Raw genomic sequence first — 16984 nt, 5'->3', positions numbered from 1 at the left:
GTCAGTCCGTGCTGGAGTCGTCGAACCAGACGAGCGACGTGGTCTGGGCGGCGTCGGTTCCGCTGCCGGTGCCGTCGCCGGACGCGGTGCTGGCCGGACGGAGACCGAGCTGCTGCGCCGACGCCGCGAGCACCGTCGCGGGCGTCCCGAGTGCCTGCTGCTGCGTGAAGTCGAGCGCCGGACCGGCGATGCCCGCATCGGTGTCGAGGTCGAGCGCGGCGAGGGCGTCGGTGACGTCCGCCGGCTCGACGCTCCTCGCCGTGCCGACGGCGCGGACCAGGGCGATGACGGCGTCGTGGCTGCGCGAGTCCGCCGCGCCCGCGACCGCCGAGAACGGCTGGTCACCGGTCAGGTTCTCGGCGTCGTGGTCCCCGGCGAGCACCCGGACACCACCGAGGAACGCGGACATCGCCCGGCCCCCGGAGTCGGAGGCGAGCGCTCGAGCGTCGTCGGTGGCGACACCCACGGTCCGGAAGGAACCGCTCAGGCTGCCGCCGGCCTCGACGAGTGCGGCACCGAACGCCGGGCTCGTCGCATCCGGCGTCAGGACGACCGGCACCGTGACGTTCTCGGCCTGGAGCGCGGCGACGAAGGCACCCTGGCGTTCCGCGGAGCCGCTGACGACGACGGCGTCGGAGTCCGGCGTCGGGGTCTTCGCGTCGGCATCGGCGTCTGCGTCCGCGTCATGCTCGTTGCTCGTCGCGCCGGTGCGCTCGGCGACGGTCGTGGCGAGCGCTGCGGTGTCCGCGGTCTCGTCACCGTCCAGGACGTGCGCCACCCGCAGGTCCGCCGGAGCACCGCCGCCCAGGTCGACCAGCAGTGGAGCGTCGGCGTCGCCGAGCGCCGTGGTCATCGCCTTGCTGATCGAGCCAGCCGCCGGTGCAGTCGACCAGGAGTCCTTCTCCGCCGGTGCGTAGGGCAGGACGACCGGGATTCCCTTCGCCGCCGCCGCGGTGAGAGCGCCGGACACGTGGCTGCCCGACGAGGCGACGACGATGCCGGCGACGCCGCTCTTCGCCAGAGCGTCGACCGCAGCCTTCCCCCCGGCTGCGGTCCCGCCGTCGTTCTTCGTGACGAGCGCGACGTCGGCGCCACCGAGTGCGAGCCGACGCTCCGCCACCAGCGCGCCCTGAGCCGCTTCGTTCCACTCGGATCCCTCACCGTCGCCGAGCGTGACGATGATGCCGATCTTCGTCTTCGCCGGGACGTGCGCCACCGTGATCTCCACCGGCACGGTGGCGGACACCGCTTCGGCCGGGGTGCTGCTGCCGAACGCCCGGAACGTCAGGACGGCGGCGACGACCGCGGCCACGAGGAGCACCGCGATGCCGACGAAGAGCAGCGGACGGCGGCTGCGCGGACTCGTTCCGTCAGCGCCCTCGGACGCAGTGGCTTCGGTCGTCTGGTCACTCATCGGTCGGCCCCGATCCGGAAGGTGTACAGCGTGGTCGACGTCGCGCTGGCCGGGACCTTCAGCTGGAACGCCGGCAGCGTCGTCGCCGCATCGAGCGATGCACGGAACTGCTCCTGCTGGAGCAGGATGCCGGCGACGTCCTCTGCTCGGACGTTCGCGTAGCCCGCGGCGTTCTGCGACGCCAGGGCGAGCTGGTAGTCGGCGGAGTCGGACTTCGCCGCGCTGGTGGCCATGGCGCCGAGGATGCCGGAGCCGTTGACCTTGCGGTCGCCCAGGTCGAGCATCACCCGGTTGAGGTCGCCGGTCAGCAGCGTCGAAGCGCCCTGCACGTCACGCGTCGAGGCGCTCGTGCTGGCCGCGATGCGCTCGAGGCTGGACACCGTCTGCCGGTCGACCGCGGAGGAGAGCTCCGAGCCTTCCTGCTCGAGAGTGCTCTTCTGCTCGTCGATCGTGCCCTTCGAGTCCTTCGTGACCTCGTCAGCGGTGGACCGCAGGCCCGAGATCGACTTGTCGAAGGCGTCGCGGACGGCCTGGTTGCTCTCGGACGCCGTGGTCGAGACCTTCCGGACCTGCGCGTCGATGGCCTTCTTGAAGGTCTCCGACGACTGGTCGGAAGCGTCCTTGAAGGTCTTCTCGACCTCGGCCGCGAGGTCGATCTGCGTTTGGCGGACCGTCCCGAGCTGCGTCGCGACGACCGCCTGCGAACGGTCGGCGTCCGCGACTGCTGCGCGAAGGCGTTCGATCGTGGAACCCACGTCGTCGCTCCCACCACGGACGGCGTCACGGACAGCGCGGATGCTGTTGTCGAGCGCGTCCAGATCGGTCCGCAGGCCGGCGATCGCGCTGCCGATGGTGCCCTCGGTCGTCGCGTCGGCGCTGGTCGAGTCGACGACGTCCTGCCAGCGCGCCGTCTGGTCGTCCAGTCGTTCGTCCATCGGGTCGGTGAACCCGAGACCGGGCTGGAGCACGGTTCCTTCCGGCGCACCGGCGCAGGGCTCGGCCGTCAGGTAGCCGCGGAGGCGATCAGCGTCGGCCTGGTCGAGCTGTCCGAGCGTCGCGAGGGTGCAGAGTTGGTCCGCGACCGCCGAGTTCTGACGCTGCATCGACAGCGGGAACCCTGCGCCGTCGACCAGGTCACGTGCCGCCTCGGCACGGTCGTGCGTTGTCTGCACGCCCGTCGCCAGTGCGTCGAGCCGCGTGCCGATCTGGTCCGCACTCGTCGACAGTGCGCGGAGGGCGTCCCCGGTGCCACCGTCCCCGCCGTTCTCGTATTCGTCGAGTGTGGTCGAGATGGTCGTGAGCTGTTCGTCCAGGTCGGCGACGCTCGCGATGGCGTCGTCGACCGTCTCCGGCTGCAACCGCGCGGCGAGCGCCTGTCCGGTGCTCACCAGTCCGATCAGCGAGCCGTTGATCGCGGTGGACGACTCGTAGAGCGTGCAGGTCAGCGAGTCTCGCGCGTCCGTCGCGGCGCAGGTCGTCGCGTCCGGGGCCGTCGGGCCGACGGCAGCGGAGAGCTGCGCACTGACCTGCTGCTTGCACCCCTCGCTCGCGTCGGCGTAGCCCTCGAGCTGGGACGAGACGCGGAGCAGGTTGCCGTAGACGCTGCCGCCCGCGGTCGAGGTCTTCGGCGTCGCCGCGCACCCGTTGCCGTCGAGCACCGGGGCCGGGGCCGTCGCCGAGGTGTCGCCGAGCAGGCTGTCGAGACTCGTCGTGGTCTGCTGGAGCTGCTGCAGCACGGTGGACTGCGTCGCCTTGACGGTCGTGCCGAGGTCGCCGTTCAGGGAGCCGAGCTCGCCGGACAGGGACCGCATGGTGCCCGCCAGGGACGAGCTGCTCTCCTTGAGCCGCTCGGCCGTGCTGACGCCGAGGGTCTTCGACGTGGTCTCGAGGTTGGACCGGACCTCGGTGATCGTGCCGCCCGCTCGTGCGAGCACCTCGTTCACCTGCGAGATGAGGTCGATGGTGCGGCGCTGGAGCGCGAGTTCGGAGTCGCTGTCGGACCCGAACGCCGCGTTCACCACGCCGGTCGAGGACAGGTCCGTGGACAGCCCGGGCTGCGCGGCGACGTCGAACGTCGGCGCCGTGAAGTCCTTGACGTCGGCGACGAGGTGCAGCGTGCTGCTCGCGCCGGATGTCGGCGGTGCCAGCAGGCGACCCCACTGGACGACCGCGTCCCCGTCCTCGTTGGTGCTGACGACGCCGTCGGTGGACGAACCGGAGTCAGCGGCATCGGTGACGATGCGGTCGGCCGCGGTGCCGGTGAGGACGGTCGAGGCCGCGACGCTGAACGGTGCACCCACGAGCGCCGGAGTCGAGCGAGAGGTCCCGGCGACGTCGTAGGTCAGGTTCTTCGACGTGACCGTGAGGTTCTCGATCGTCAGGTCGATCGCGATCCGGCCCGAGTACCCGTCGAGGTCGGCGAGGTCGGTACCGGTCTCCTTCGACGTCGAGTACTGCGTCGTGATGCGGAGCGGGAGGTCACCAGCCGCCTTCGCGGGGTCGTGGTCGGTCGTCGCTGACGAGGAGTCCTTGCCCGCGACCGAGATCGCGGTGTCGGAGATCGACGTGATCGAGCCGTCCGCGGCCAGACGCGTGTCGACCGTCTGCAGGATCCGTGACGGGTCAGCCACCGGCTTGTCGTCGGACGTGCACCCGGCGAGCACCAGCGCGGCGATGCCGGTGACGGCGACCGCCCCCACGAGCCGGCGAGTGGTGCTTCGTGCTCCGGTGTTCCCGGCACGCTGGTTGATCACGGTCTTCCCCCCAAGAGAATCGTCGAGCACATCGATGTTAGTTGCTCGATGGCGTCGGGTTCGCGTCGATCGGCCGCCCTGGCCGCCCCCGTTCGGGCCACACGCCCCGACTGGAATACAACGTATCGCATCCAGCGAGTTGCGCCTTCGCCGTCCACAACCGCGCTGATACTCTGCACGCATGATCCAGGGGGACCAGGGCTTCGGGCCCATCGAACGACGACGTCCGCACGCACGAACGGGGGCAGATCGGTGACACTCAACCTCTCGCCGGTCCTCATCGCGCTGCTCGCGATGATCGCGATCCCGGCCGCCGTCAGTGCGCTCGTCCGCCGCAGCGATCGCAAGCGACCACCGTCCACCGTCGTCGGCGACGAGGCCTACGGCGTGCTCTTCACCGTCCGCGCACGCCGGTGGAGCTACCTGCTGCTCCGCATCATCGGGATCGTGTTCATCGTCGTGGGAGGGTTCTTCTTCCTCGCCACGCTCACGCTGCTCGACGACCCCGACGCGATCGGGATGCTCATTGCCGGCGTCGGCATGGTGCTGTTCGGGCTCCTGTTCCTCTACCTCGGCGTCGGGCAGAAACGCCGTCGCGTCGAGGCGTACGACTCGCAGCTGGTGGTCACCCCGATGTTCCGCGCCCCGCGGACCGTCGACCCGGCGGCGATCAAGCACATCCGACCCACCACGAACCGCTTCGGTGGGCTCGACATCAAGGTGCACGGCCAACGGGGTGTGATCAGCGTCCTGTCGATCGATGCCGCCTACCAGGAACTGTGCGCATGGCTCGAGCAGCGTGCGCCGGCGCAGTGGAACGAATTCGTCCGGGTCTTCGGGCACTGACGAGCGCCTCAGCCGCCCTCAGGCCAGCTCGAAGCTGTTGACGTAGACGGCTTGTCGAATCGTGTTGAGGAAGCTCCGCATGGCGAAGGAGGCCGCGCCGACGTCGAACTCGTAGCGCTCGCCCGGGACGATGCTCTCGGCGAGGTCGTCCTCGTTGTCGCGGGTGACGCCCCGCTGCAGAACGAGTGTTCCGCAGTCCGAAGTCTCGAACACGATCTGCGCCATCGACGAACCGATCCCCTTCAGAGAGTGGGACGATCCGGCGCTGCTGTGGGCAGAAGTGACGGTACAGACTGCATGCACCCGGTGTCCTGCGTCGTACACCTTCAACGTGATCGGCCCGACGAAGAAGCCCAGCAGGGGCACGAGGACAACGACAGCGAGGACGATCGATGCCGCAACCCTGTCCCGCCGCACGCGCCTTCTCCGCGCGACTCGTTCAGCGCCGGTGTCAGTCAACCGTGACTCCGACGCCCGTCGTGCCGACAATCTGGCCAGCCGGCAGGCAGTCCACCCTCCCAGGATGGCCTGCGAGATCAGGTCTGAGGCGGGTCAGTCCGCCCGCGCCGTCGTCGGCTTCAAGGGGACGGCCGTCGGCGCCGAGGGTGATGGAGCCGTCGCCGTTGGACGTCGATCTGACTGGTTTCATCGGGGCCTGCGAGGGCCTTCCTGCTCGCGGGCGGCCCGCCCAGCAGCACACGTCAGTAGCATTTCGGCATGTTCGAAAAACGTGCCTCCAAGGCGGGAGCGATCCAGATGCCGTCACCGTCGACGTGGGATTCCGGCGGTCTTCGGATCACAGCTTCCGCCGAACCCCGCGGCTTGACCCGTCGCCTCCAGCTCATCGTGACAATGGAGTTTGCGAGCGTCGTCGCCGTCTTTCGTGGCGAAGAGCTCTCGAGCCTTGTCAACCGTCGGGTGCAACAGATCGAGTCTGATTCGACTCCGACCGCATTCCTGTTCTTCGGCGGAGAACAGGTCACGGGAGCACCCATCGATGCGGCGCGACAGAACGTGCCGGGCGACGCAATCGCTCTCGTCATCACGCCGAACGTCGAGGCCGTCGCGCACACGCTCACGGCGGTCGAAGTCGAGCGACTGCATTCTTGGCTACGAGAATGTGCGCGCTGACCCATTGCCCCGTCGACTCCGCAACGGACACCGCTTGTCTGCACCAAGCAGCTCACACAGGATTGGTCAGCGCTCGATCCTCGGTTGCGCAGTTCCCCGGAGCCGTACGCTCACGCGATCGCCGACCGCTGCGCCACTGATCAGACCGGCAAAGGCGGTGAGCAGCCACAACCATTGAAGACCCGCAATCGGCCGAGCAGCGCCGACGAGGCCGATGAAGACCAAGACCACAACCACCATCAGCGCGGCCAGTACCACCGGGCGACGATCGTTCAGCTTCGACCAGCATCCGACGGCGCTCCCGTAGCCGAGTGCAACGGCACCGACAATGATCGCCGCGGGGACGTTGATGTCCTGGGGACCACTCCGCAAGCGCCACCAGGCGATTACCAGGCAAGCGATGGCTGCAACAGCATCGACGAACCAAGGTCGCATTCGACGGCTTGATCGACTCGTCATCCGAAAAGACCTCCCACGACCGAACCGCCGACGGCCGATCCCCACAAGGTGCTCGTGTTCTTCTGCAAGAAGTTGAACGCGCCGGAGGGGGTTCGCGGGTGGAAGTAGGGCATCTGCGCAAGGGTATCCACTCCGTGCTGACCCGGGAGGATCCTCCCGCTGACGTACGTGCCCGCCATACCCGTGGCTCCGTTCTGCGCCACAGTGCCGAGATCCACTCCGTCCCCGCTGATCACCTGACTGACTGCCGTCCCGGCCGCCGTTGATGCGCCGCTCAGCACCAAGGACGTCCCCTGAGCGAGCGCTCCGGACGCTGAGTACCCGATTTCCTTAGCGATCGTGCCCCCGGCCGGACCAGCCATTCCTCCGGCAGCACCGGACACCCCACCGCCGACGACGTCCCCCGCAAACTCCCACCCGTTGCGGATCTGCCAGCCGTTCTTCTGAAGGTTGGTCACACCACCACTCACAGCACCGACCCCTCCGTTGACACCCATGTTGACCGCGACGGCTCGCGCCGCTTGGCCTGCAGGTGCGCCTGCCATGGCAGCCTTGCCGAACATCATTGCTCCGCCACCGGCTGCACCGAGCACGCCGCCCACAGCAGTGTCGACTCCGACTCTGCCCCAATCTACTTTTCCGGTCTGTGCTTTCTGCGACGCCACCGAGACGCCCCCGCTGAGCAACGCCCCAGACGCAGCCATGAGCGCGATTCCAGCAGGGCCGCCGACCCCGGTGAACATGAGCGCGACACCCAGTCCAATCGCAGCACCTGCGGCGACGTACTCCCAGTTGTCGTTCCACCAGCTCCCGGCAGCCGCGATCGCCCCCTGGTGCGCATCCCGGTACGCCTGCAGGTCCTTGTCCGTCGCCGGCCGCAACCCGAGCGGGTCGACGGCCTGCAACGGGTCGTTGCCGGCGTACGAGTAGGGGTTCCCCGACCACGCCGCACCCAGGATCGGCGCGAGCGGATCGACCGACAGGAAGCCCCGCGCCGCCGGGTCGTACACACGGGCGCCGAGCCACTCCAGCCCCGCGACGGACACCCCACCGGAACCGGTCAGTGCCACCCCCGCGGGCAGTCCGACGTCGGTGACGGCAGCGAGCGCCGCCCAAGGGTCGGCAGCGTCGGTCGCGCGAGCACTGCGCCACGCGGGCTGCGCGACGACATCGCCGATCGCGGTGACACCCCCCGGCAGGTCGAGCAACGACGTGTCGGCGATGCTGATGAGCGACGGCACGACCGCGGCGGAGTCCCACCACGCGGCGACCCCGGCCACCTCGGCGAGTTCACCCAGGGCATCGACCCAGACGTCGAGCCGACCGGTCTCGGCGTACGCGGCGTCGCGGTCGACGACGGCAGCGAGGTACCCCAGGTCGGACCACGCGTACTCGGTGGTCGAACCGTCGGCGGTGGTCCGCCGGATGCGTCGGCCGAGACCGTCGTGGACGTACTCGGTCCGGCCGGCCTCGGTGATCGTCGCGACCAGCTGACCGGCAGCGTCGTACTCGGAGCGTGTCTCGGCCCCGCGGACGGTCTCGGCGACGAGCCGCCCACGGTCGTCGTAGGTCCACGTCGAGCCCCCGGCGCGGACGAGCTGGCCGGCAGCGTCGTACTCGTACGACACCATTCCGGACGGTCCGTCGATCGCCGTGATCCGCGCGTCGGCATCGCGCTCGATGCGCGTGGTGGTGGCACCGTCGAGCGTCGTCGAGGTGTGCGCGACGAGTGCGCCACCCTCGTACGACCACGATTGCACCAGGTCGCCCGTGGCCGCCTGGACGATCCGACCCGAGGCGTCGTACGAGAACGTGCCGGCAGGGGCGCCGTCCCGTTCCACCCCGACGACGCGGCCGACGGCATCGCGACGGTAGGTGGTGCGGGTGCCGTTCGGGTCGACCCGAGCCGTGCGGTTGCCGTCGGCGTCGTACTCCCACGCGACGGACTGGTCGCCTCGGGCACGGCGGACGAGCAGGCCACGGCGGTCGTGCTGGAGCTCGTGCTCGATCGTCCGACCGGCACCACGGGTGTGGTCCGTCACGACGACCGTGCGGTGGACGGCGTCGCGGGAGATCTCCGACTGCACCGCACCGTCGACGAGCACGGCCCGCTGTCGGCCAGCCGCGTCGTGGGTCCACTCCGTCGTGCGGCCGTCGGGATCCGTCTGGCGGATCTGGCGCCCGGCCGGGTCGTAGGCCGCTGTGGCGGTGCGGTCGAGCGGGTCCGTGACGGCGACCACACGGTCGGCGGCGTCGTACTCGCGTCGTGTGGTCCCGCCGGCAGGGTCGGTGATCGTCACCAGGCGCCCGCGCTCGTCGTACTCGAACGAGGTGACCCCGTCGAGACCGTTGACGACCTGGATCAGCTGCCCGGCTGCGTCGTAGCGGAACCGACGACGGCCGAAGCGTGCGTCGTGGCTGGAGACGAGCCTCCCGGCCTGGTCGTAGCGGAACCGCGCGGTGCCGGAACCCGGAGTCGTCTGCGTGACCACGCGCCCGACTGCGTCGTACGTGACCTCCTCGACCTCGCCGGTGGGCAGGGTCCGGGCCACGACACGGGAGTCCGCGTCGTAGGTGAGCGTCGTCCGCGCCCCCGCGGCGTCGGTGGCTGCGGCGGGACGCCCGCAGGCGTCGTACTCGTACGTGGAGCGCGCGCCCGAGGGGGCGACCAATGCGACAACGCGACCGGCGAGGTCGCGCTCGAGTCGGGTCAGTCCGCCTTCGCCGTCGACGAGTTCGACGGGGCGACCGGCGGCGTCGTAGGTGATGAGTTCGGAACCGGTCTCGTCAGACGTGGACTCGACGGGTCGGCCGTACTCGTCGAACCGGACGGTCGCGGTGTCGAAGGCGTCGCGCAGCGTCGCGACACCGGTCGCGACGTCGTCCGTGAACTCCTGGCGGACACCCGTCGGGTCGACGGTCGCCGTCAGCTCGCCGACGACGTCGTACTCACGCCGCCAGGTCGCGCCAGCGGGGTCGGTGACGGCCTGGAGGCGCGACAAGGCGTCGTGCGCGAACGTCCAGACCGCGTCGCCCGGCAATGCGAGCTCCGCCAGGTTCCCCTGGTCGTCGAACGTCCGCGAGACACGCCGACCCAGCGGGTCGGTGGTCGTCGCGAGCTCGCCGTTCGGGGCGTAGTCGAACGTGGTCCGAGCGCCGAGCGGGTCCACGACTGCTGCGATGCGTGAGCCGGCGCCGTACTCGAAGCGCCAGACGGCTCCGTCGGCGTCACGTCGTTCGACGAGCAGCCCGGCGGCGTCGTAGCGGTACTCGCTCCGTGCGCCGGAGGGGCTGACCGCGGCGACCGGGCGACCGACCGGATCGCGCTCGATGCGAGCGGTGTCGCCGACGGCGTTGGTGGTCGCGACGAGCTCGCCGAACGCGTCGTGGTCGAAGGTCAGGACCACGCCGGTCGGGTCGACGACGTGGGTGAGGGCGCCGTCTTCCCAGGTCAGCTCCGTCCGGCCGCCGATCGGGTCGGTGATGACCGACGGGTCGCGGTCGTCGCCCACGTACTCGTACGCGACGACGGCGCCGGCCTCGGTGACGACGGTCGTGACGCGGTCCTGGTCGTCGTACCCGTAGGTCAGGTCGCCGCCGGACGGCGTGACGGTGCGGGTCTTCCGACCGCGGTCGTCGTACGCGTGGACGGTCACCGACCCGTCGCGCTCGGTCGCCGACACCAGGTTGCCGTGCCGGTCGTAGCTCATCGACTGGCGGCGGTCGTCGGAGTCGATGACCCCGACGAGACGCCCCTTGGCGTCGGCGATGTAGGAGTTCGACCGCGAGCCGTCGTGGTCGGACACCACTGTGACCCGGCCGGGCAGGTACGCGAACCGCACTGTTCGGCCGTGCGGACTGACCTGCTCGACGACGCGGCGCTGGTCGTCGTAGGTGTTGTCGACCTCGACGACACCGGCCGCGCTGGTGACCGTGGTGATCAGGTCGTCGTCGTTCCAGCCGTAGGTCCGGGTACCGACGGCATCGGTCGCCGTGACGAGGCGGCCCCGGTCGTCGTACCCGTACTCGACCCGGCGGCCGTCGGACGCGCGGAGCACCGCGACCCGGCCGTCGACGTGGTCGACGTCGATCGAACGTCCGCGCTCGTGCACCAGACGCACGACGACGTCGTCACTGTCCCGTTCGACGCGGACCGCAGTACCGGCGCCGCCCCGCTGCCCGAGCCACTGCCCGGACGGCGAGAACTCGATGCGCTCGCCCTGGTTGTCGCGGACGACGAGCCGGTCGCCCTCGGCCGCGAGCCAGCGGTTCTCGCCGACTCCGCGCGCCCAGCCCTCGCCGTCGCGCGGGAACCGGACCTGACGGCCGTCGGCCCCGACGAAGGATGCGCCCTCGTCGTCGAGGAGCAGGCGGGTCTCGAGGATCGACGCCCACCCCGGACCGAAGAGCCCGACGTGCTGGTCGAGGGAGTTGTACATGCGGGTGACCTGCAGCGCTGCAGATGCACCGGTGAACCCGAGGTCGAGCTCCGGTTCGAGGAAGTTGCCCGTCGTGGTGTTGACCGGGTCCATCGAGTAGCCGGTCGTCGGCTGGGCCCCGTAGGCCGACGGCGGAGCGAACTGCAGGTCGGTGCGGTATTGCGAGACCCCCGCGGCGGCCAGGGCTGCGGCGAGCGCGGCGTCTGAGACCGTGGAGACGGCGCCTTCACCGCCGGCAGCAGCGAACGCGTCGGCGATGGTGTTCGCCCAGGTGACGTCCTGGCCGTTGGCGGCGAGCCACTTGTCGAACGCCGACACGAGCCCGTCGGCGTTGATCGTGCCCCACGAGCACTTCGTCGCGAAGTCGTCGAGCTTGCCGCGGAGCCCCGCGGGCTTGCCGGCGAGGTCGCTGTTGAGCGACGTCGATCCGGTGGCGAAGGAACGGAGGTCCTCCGGTTTCGCCGACGACGTCCCGCCACCACCGCCACCACCGGCGCCGGGGTTGGGCGTCTGACGCGTCGTCGACTTTCCGCTGGCAGGCGCGAAGGTCGGAGCATCCTCGTGCTTGACCTCGGGCGGGTTGTCGTTACCGCTGGCCCAGTCGACGGCGACCTCGATGAAGTTGCGGTTCTCGTGGTGTTCGTACCAGTCGCTCGCCGTCTTGCGGCGAGCGTTCTCGCTCTTGGCGGCTTCCTTCATCTGGTCGACCCAGCCCGCAACCGTGCGCAGGTTCGTGGCGATGTCCTCGGCGTCGCTCTTCGCGGTGCCGGCGTTCTGCGCGAAGAGCTCGGAGAAGTGCCCGCGGAACTCCTGCGACGCGGTGGTGACGTAGGACTGCCGCGAGCCGGCCTGCCCCTCGATCGACTCGGCTGCGCTGTTCAGCGCCGTGCGGAGTGCGTCGGCCGTGCCGTTGTCGAACTTGACCGGATCGTTGCCGTGCAGGTCAGCCATGGTTCATCCCCCGAAGTCGTACTGGTCGTGCTGGTCACGCGGCCCCACCGACCGCGAACGCCCGGACCGCCGCGAGCGCGACGGTCCGGGCGGAACGAGTGGCTGCTTACGCGCCGCCACCCGCGGTGAAGATGTCCTGCGAGATCTTGTCGAGCTGCGTGCGGAGCTGCTCGAGTTCGGTCTTCGCCTTGTCGAGGGCGGCCTTGGTCTCCGGCCAGGTCGACCCACGGAAGGTCGCCGCGAGCGGGCCGTCCCAGACGTTCGAGTCGGACAGGATCCGGCCCTGGGCGTCGAGCTGCGAGATCTGGTCGGTGAAACCACCGTTGATGATCGACTGGACCTGACGGATGGCGGTCTTGGCCTGCTCGGTCGAAAGGACACGCGACATGATGAACCTCTTTCATTCGTAGCTGCACCCCCGCGCAGTGGAATCCCCCCGGAGGCTCTGACGGGACCACCATACCCACAAACCGACGCAGATGTCACCGTTCGTATATCGTGACCATTCTTCCACGCCGTAGCGCGACACTTCTGGTGATGTACGGAATATCATCCGTCGGGACGACGCGAGACCGGTGCGTCCTCCGCTGAGGTCGGAGGTATGACCACCTCACCGCAACTCCCCCACCGCGCACACCTGCTCGACGCCGTCCGCGGGTTCGCACTCGCCGGCATCATCGCCGTGAACATCGCTGACATCACCGAGATCGGGGCCGCCCTCGACCCGATGCACGACGACCCCGTGCGGGACGTGCTCGACTTCACCGTGCAGACGCGCTTCGTCCCGGTGTTCGCGTTCCTGTTCGGCATGGGCCTGTGGTTCGTGCAGGACGGTGCGCGCCGACGTGGTGCGGCCGTCTGGGCGGTGCTCGTCCGCCGGTTGGTCGCCCTCTTCGCCATCGGTGCACTGCTCTGGCTGATCTACCCCGGGAACATCCTGGCGGAGTACGGCGTGGTCGGTCTCGTGGTGATGCCGTTCGTCCTGCTGCTCCCCCGGCTCCCGGTGCTGCTGCTCGGGGCCGTGGGGACGGTCGCCGCGTACGTGTCCACCGGCGGCGGTGTGCTGAGCCTGCCCGGACTCATGCTGCTCGGCGCCGGGTCGGCCGCGTTCGGGCTGCCGTGGGTCGCCGAGCGCGGCACCAGGTGGATCGGTGTGGTGTTCGGGGGCGCTGCCGTCGCGGCGGTCCCGGCAGCGCTGTGGCAGACGACCACGCCCGGCGATCCGCGCTTCACCACACCGGGCGGCATCGCCGGGGTCGTCATGGCGATCGCGTACACGGCCGGGTTCGCCCTGCTCTGGCACACTCCGGCGCAGCGGGTGCTCGCAGCCGTGTTCGAGCCGCTCGGCCGGATGGCCCTGACGAACTTCGTGGCCGCGGCCGTCATCGCCTGGGTCGCGGGACCGGCCCTCGACCTGCAGCACGGTGCCGATTCGTGGCCGGTCGTCGTGATCGGAGTCCTCTCGATCACGGTGCAGTCGATCGCGAGCCGACTCTGGCTGCGCCGGTTCACGTACGGCCCGGTCGAGTGGTCGTGGCGCGTCGTGACGCGGTGGGGCCACGTCCCGGTCCTGCGCCGACCGTCGACGTCCGGCTGAGCGCGTTCACCGCGTGTTTCCACAGCGTCCACCGGAGGCCCTCCGGCCACGGGGCCCGGGTGGCAGGATGTGGACATGGACACCGAACCGCAGCTCGACGGCGAATCCGTCGCACCCGACCTCGACGACTTCGACGAGGTCGTCGAGATCGAGCACGAGTCGCTGCCGTCGGACCGCTACTTCGACCGCGAGCTGAGCTGGCTCCGCTTCAACCAGCGGGTGCTCGAGCTGGGCGAGGACCGCACGCAGCCCCTGCTCGAGCGGGCGAACTTCCTGGCGATCTTCGCGTCCAACCTCGACGAGTTCTTCATGGTCCGGGTCGCGGGCCTGAAGCGCCGCATCGACACCGGCATCGCCGTGCCCACCAACGTCGGACGTGCACCGAGCGACGTCCTGCGCGACATCGCGAAGAAGGCCCACGAGCTGCAGGACCGGCACGCCCAGGCGTTCATCGGGTCGCTCAAGCCCGACCTCGACGCCGCCGGCATCCACGTCGAGCACTGGTCCGACCTGGACGAAGCCGACCGGCTCCGGATGCGCGAGTACTTCAACGAGCAGATCTTCCCGGTGCTCATGCCCCTGGCGGTCGACCCGGCGCACCCGTTCCCCTACATCTCCGGGCTCTCGCTCAACCTGGCGGTCCGGGTCCGCAACCCGAAGTCGCAGCGGCAGGAGTTCGCGCGCCTCAAGGTGCCGCAGAACTTCTCCCGCTTCATCAAGCTGCCGGACGACAACTCCGGCCGGATGCGCTTCATCCCCCTCGAAGACCTCATCGCGAACCACCTCGACGACCTGTTCCCGGGGATGGAGGTGCTCGAGCACCACGTGTTCCGGGTCACCCGCAACGAGGACGTCGAGATCGAGGAGGACGAGGCCGAGAACCTCATCCAGGCCCTTGAGCGCGAACTCCTGCGTCGCCGGTTCGGTCCGCCCATCCGCCTCGAGATCACCGAGGACATGGACCCGGTGACCCTCGACCTGCTCGTGCGCGAACTCGACATCACCGAGCAGGAGGTCTTCCGACTGCCGTCGCCGCTCGACCTCGGTGGCCTGTTCGAGCTCTCGAAGATCAACCGCCCGGACCTGCACTACCCGAAGCACGTGCCGACGACCCCGGTGCAGTTCCAGCCGGGTGAGCCGAACACGAAGCCCGACCTGTTCCGTGCGATCAAGGCGAACGACGTCCTCGTGCACCACCCGTACGAGTCCTTCGCGACGAGCGTGCAGGCGTTCCTCGAGCAGGCCGCGGCCGACCCGCACGTGCTCGCGATCAAGCAGACGCTGTACCGCACCTCGGGTGACAGCCCCATCGTCGAGGCCCTGATCGACGCGGCGGCCGCTGGCAAGCAGGTCCTGGCGCTCGTCGAGATCAAGGCGCGCTTCGACGAGCAGAACAACATCACGTGGGCCCGCAAGCTCGAGAAGGCCGGCGTGCACGTCGTCTACGGACTGGTCGGGCTGAAGACGCACTCGAAGCTCGTGCTCGTCATCCGGCAAGAGGGCGGCACGCTCAAGCACTACAGCCACATCGGCACGGGCAACTACAACCCGAAGACCTCACGCATCTACGAGGACATGGGCCTGTTCACCGCGGACGACACCGTGGGCAAGGACCTGACCCGCCTGTTCAACGAGCTGTCCGGCTACGCGATCGAGAAGAAGTTCAAGCGGCTGCTCGTCGCGCCGTTGCACCTGCGCAAGGGGCTGCTCAAGCGGATCCAGACCGAGTCCGACAACGCCCGCGCCGGCAAGCCGTCCGGCATCCGGATCAAGGTCAACTCGATGGTCGACGAGCAGATCATCGACGCCCTGTACCTGGCCAGCCAGGCCGGCGTGCCGGTGGACGTCTGGGTGCGCGGCATCTGCTCGCTCAAGCCGGGGATGGAAGGCGTGAGCGACACCATCCGCGTGCGGAGCATCGTCGGGCGGTACCTCGAGCACTCCCGCGCGTTCGCGTTCCACAACGACGGCGACCCGGCGGTCTTCATCGGCAGCGCCGACATGATGCACCGCAACCTCGACCGCCGCGTCGAGGCACTCGTGCGACTGACGGCACCGGACCACATCGACGAGGTGCTCGCGATGTTCGACCTGGCGATGGCCGACACCGCGAGCTCGTGGCACCTCGAGTCCGACGGTGAGTGGACCCGCCACTCGACCGACGATGACGGTCGCCCGCTCGAAGACGTGCAGAATGTGACGATGCGGAAGATCTCGGCTCGGAAGCGCTCCACTCGGTGAGCGGCGGTCCCTCGGGCCCCGTCCTCGCCGCCGGCGCAGTCGTCTGGCGCGAACAGGACGGCACGCCCCTCGTGCTGCTCATCCACCGCGACCACCACAAGGACGTCTCCCTGCCCAAGGGCAAGGTGGACCCGGGCGAGGCCGTCCCGACGACCGCCGTGCGCGAGATCGACGAGGAGACCGGGTACCGCGTGCACCTCGGTGCCCCGCTCGGCACCGCGGAGTACGTGCTGCCGAACGGTCGCGACAAGGTCGTGCACTACTGGGCCGCCCGCGTCTCGTCGAAGGAGTACGCCCGCGCGGGTGACTTCACCCCGAACCACGAGGTCGCCGCCCTCGAGTGGGTCACGATCGACGACGCCCGCAACCGTCTGACGTACGAGCGCGACGTGGCGATCCTCGACCGGTTCGCCGAACGCGCCGCCGCCGGCCACCACCGCACGTTCGCCCTGATCGCGCTCCGGCACGCGAAGACCGTGCCCGGCTCCGACTGGAACGGCCCGGACGCCACCCGTCCACTCCTGCCCGTCGGTCGTTCGCAGGCCAAGGCCGCGGCATCGCCCGTCGCCGCGTTCGGCCCGAAGAAGATCGTGAGCAGCACGGCGGCCCGGTGCCTCGCCACCGTCGAACCGCTGTCCGCCACCACGAAGCTCGGCGTCTCGAGCACCCCCGACATCAGCCAGGACGCCCACGACCGCGGCGCCGCCGATGTCAAGGGCGTCGTCCGCCGCCGGCTCGACAAGGGCAAGACCGCGGTGCTGTGCTCGCACGGGCCGGTGGTGCCGGACATCATCGCCCGGATCGCCACCGCGACCGCCGACGACTCCGGCCGGTTCGACCTCCGCCGCGCCGCGATGCTCTCGGTCGGCGACTTCTCGGTGATGCACATCGCCGGCGAGACCCTCGTCGCCGTCGAGACGCACCGCAACACGATCCCGGCGTAGCGACCACACGCCCTGCACCCGGCCACGTGCCGGGCGTCCGCCGCGCCCGGAACGCGATCCGCGCCTCCCGGTCGGCACAACCCCTCGTTCACCTTCCGTTCACCAACGCGCGTGATCCCCGTCACCTCGCGTCCCTACAGTCGCTCCCGGGTCGGCACCGGCCCAGGGACCGCAGTGGTCCCACTGCACCCCATCCCCGAAGGGACCCC

General features: G+C 69.7%; 11 protein-coding genes. 5 read left to right on the top strand and 6 right to left on the bottom strand.

Annotated elements, in window-relative coordinates:
- Window position 1: 1 nt before the first annotated feature.
- Together EDF42_RS03830 and EDF42_RS03825 are read right to left on the bottom strand one after the other, a co-directional pair.
- Entirely contained in the window at window positions 2–1414 is a 1413-nt protein-coding gene (locus tag EDF42_RS03830; protein ID WP_123671497.1) for a hypothetical protein, read from the bottom strand.
- Window positions 1411–4167: a hypothetical protein gene (locus EDF42_RS03825; RefSeq protein WP_123671496.1), complete on the bottom strand. Its 2757-nt coding sequence runs from the start codon at window positions 4165–4167 to the stop codon at window positions 1411–1413. Before EDF42_RS03825 ends, EDF42_RS03830 begins: the two co-directional genes overlap by 4 nt.
- A gap of 252 nt (window positions 4168–4419) precedes the next feature.
- On the opposite strand from EDF42_RS03825, the gene EDF42_RS03820 reads away from it, so the two are divergent.
- The gene (locus EDF42_RS03820; RefSeq protein ID WP_123340911.1) at window positions 4420–5013 is read left to right on the top strand and encodes a hypothetical protein; all 594 of its coding nucleotides are present in this window, start codon (window positions 4420–4422) and stop codon (window positions 5011–5013) included.
- A gap of 18 nt (window positions 5014–5031) precedes the next feature.
- On the opposite strand, the gene EDF42_RS03815 is transcribed toward EDF42_RS03820, so the two are convergent.
- Window positions 5032–5379, bottom strand: a complete 348-nt coding sequence (locus tag EDF42_RS03815; protein WP_185021209.1) for a hypothetical protein — start codon at window positions 5377–5379, stop codon at window positions 5032–5034.
- 351 nt (window positions 5380–5730) lie between these two features.
- On the opposite strand from EDF42_RS03815, the gene EDF42_RS03810 reads away from it, so the two are divergent.
- Window positions 5731–6144: a hypothetical protein gene (locus EDF42_RS03810; RefSeq protein ID WP_123340913.1), complete on the top strand. Its 414-nt coding sequence runs from the start codon at window positions 5731–5733 to the stop codon at window positions 6142–6144.
- Between the two features lie 66 nt (window positions 6145–6210).
- Here the strand turns inward: EDF42_RS03810 and EDF42_RS18620 are convergent, their stop codons facing one another.
- From EDF42_RS18620 to EDF42_RS03795, 3 genes are all read right to left on the bottom strand, one after another.
- Window positions 6211–6579: a hypothetical protein gene (locus EDF42_RS18620; protein WP_148053891.1), complete on the bottom strand. Its 369-nt coding sequence runs from the start codon at window positions 6577–6579 to the stop codon at window positions 6211–6213.
- Between the two features lie 20 nt (window positions 6580–6599).
- Window positions 6600–11993 carry a DUF6531 domain-containing protein gene (locus EDF42_RS03800; protein ID WP_123671495.1) on the bottom strand — a complete coding sequence of 1798 codons (5394 nt, stop codon included), beginning with the start codon at window positions 11991–11993 and terminating at the stop codon, window positions 6600–6602.
- 106 nt (window positions 11994–12099) lie between these two features.
- A complete protein-coding gene (locus EDF42_RS03795) occupies window positions 12100–12381 on the bottom strand; it encodes a hypothetical protein (protein WP_027466625.1) in 282 nt (93 codons plus the stop codon).
- 213 nt (window positions 12382–12594) lie between these two features.
- On the opposite strand from EDF42_RS03795, the gene EDF42_RS03790 reads away from it, so the two are divergent.
- The 3 genes from EDF42_RS03790 to EDF42_RS03780 all read left to right on the top strand — a co-directional run bounded on the left by EDF42_RS03790 (window position 12595) and on the right by EDF42_RS03780 (window position 16775).
- The gene (locus EDF42_RS03790; protein WP_123671494.1) at window positions 12595–13590 is read left to right on the top strand and encodes a DUF418 domain-containing protein; all 996 of its coding nucleotides are present in this window, start codon (window positions 12595–12597) and stop codon (window positions 13588–13590) included.
- A 75-nt stretch (window positions 13591–13665) separates the two neighbouring features.
- The gene (locus tag EDF42_RS03785; protein WP_123293277.1) at window positions 13666–15831 is read left to right on the top strand and encodes an RNA degradosome polyphosphate kinase; all 2166 of its coding nucleotides are present in this window, start codon (window positions 13666–13668) and stop codon (window positions 15829–15831) included.
- A complete protein-coding gene (locus tag EDF42_RS03780) occupies window positions 15828–16775 on the top strand; it encodes an NUDIX domain-containing protein (protein WP_123671493.1) in 948 nt (315 codons plus the stop codon). The genes EDF42_RS03785 and EDF42_RS03780 overlap by 4 nt, the downstream gene beginning before the upstream one ends.
- Window positions 16776–16984: the final 209 nt, after the last annotated feature.

The organism is Curtobacterium sp. PhB172 (genome assembly GCF_003752545.1).
In the GTDB taxonomy this organism is placed as follows: Bacteria; Actinomycetota; Actinomycetes; order Actinomycetales; family Microbacteriaceae; genus Curtobacterium.
This window is presented reverse-complemented; position numbering and strand designations above follow the sequence as displayed.

Bases quoted from the DNA above. Each gene is read 5' to 3' on its own strand.
- EDF42_RS03830 (WP_123671497.1), bottom strand. From the start codon at position 1,414: ATGAGTGACCAGACGACCGAAGCCACTGCGTCCGAGGGCGCTGACGGA.
- EDF42_RS03810 (WP_123340913.1), top strand. From the start codon at position 5,731: ATGTTCGAAAAACGTGCCTCCAAGGCGGGAGCGATCCAGATGCCGTCA.
- EDF42_RS18620 (WP_148053891.1), bottom strand. From the start codon at position 6,579: ATGCGACCTTGGTTCGTCGATGCTGTTGCAGCCATCGCTTGCCTGGTA.
- EDF42_RS03800 (WP_123671495.1), bottom strand. From the start codon at position 11,993: ATGGCTGACCTGCACGGCAACGATCCGGTCAAGTTCGACAACGGCACG.
- EDF42_RS03795 (WP_027466625.1), bottom strand. From the start codon at position 12,381: ATGTCGCGTGTCCTTTCGACCGAGCAGGCCAAGACCGCCATCCGTCAG.
- EDF42_RS03790 (WP_123671494.1), top strand. From the start codon at position 12,595: ATGACCACCTCACCGCAACTCCCCCACCGCGCACACCTGCTCGACGCC.
- EDF42_RS03785 (WP_123293277.1), top strand. From the start codon at position 13,666: ATGGACACCGAACCGCAGCTCGACGGCGAATCCGTCGCACCCGACCTC.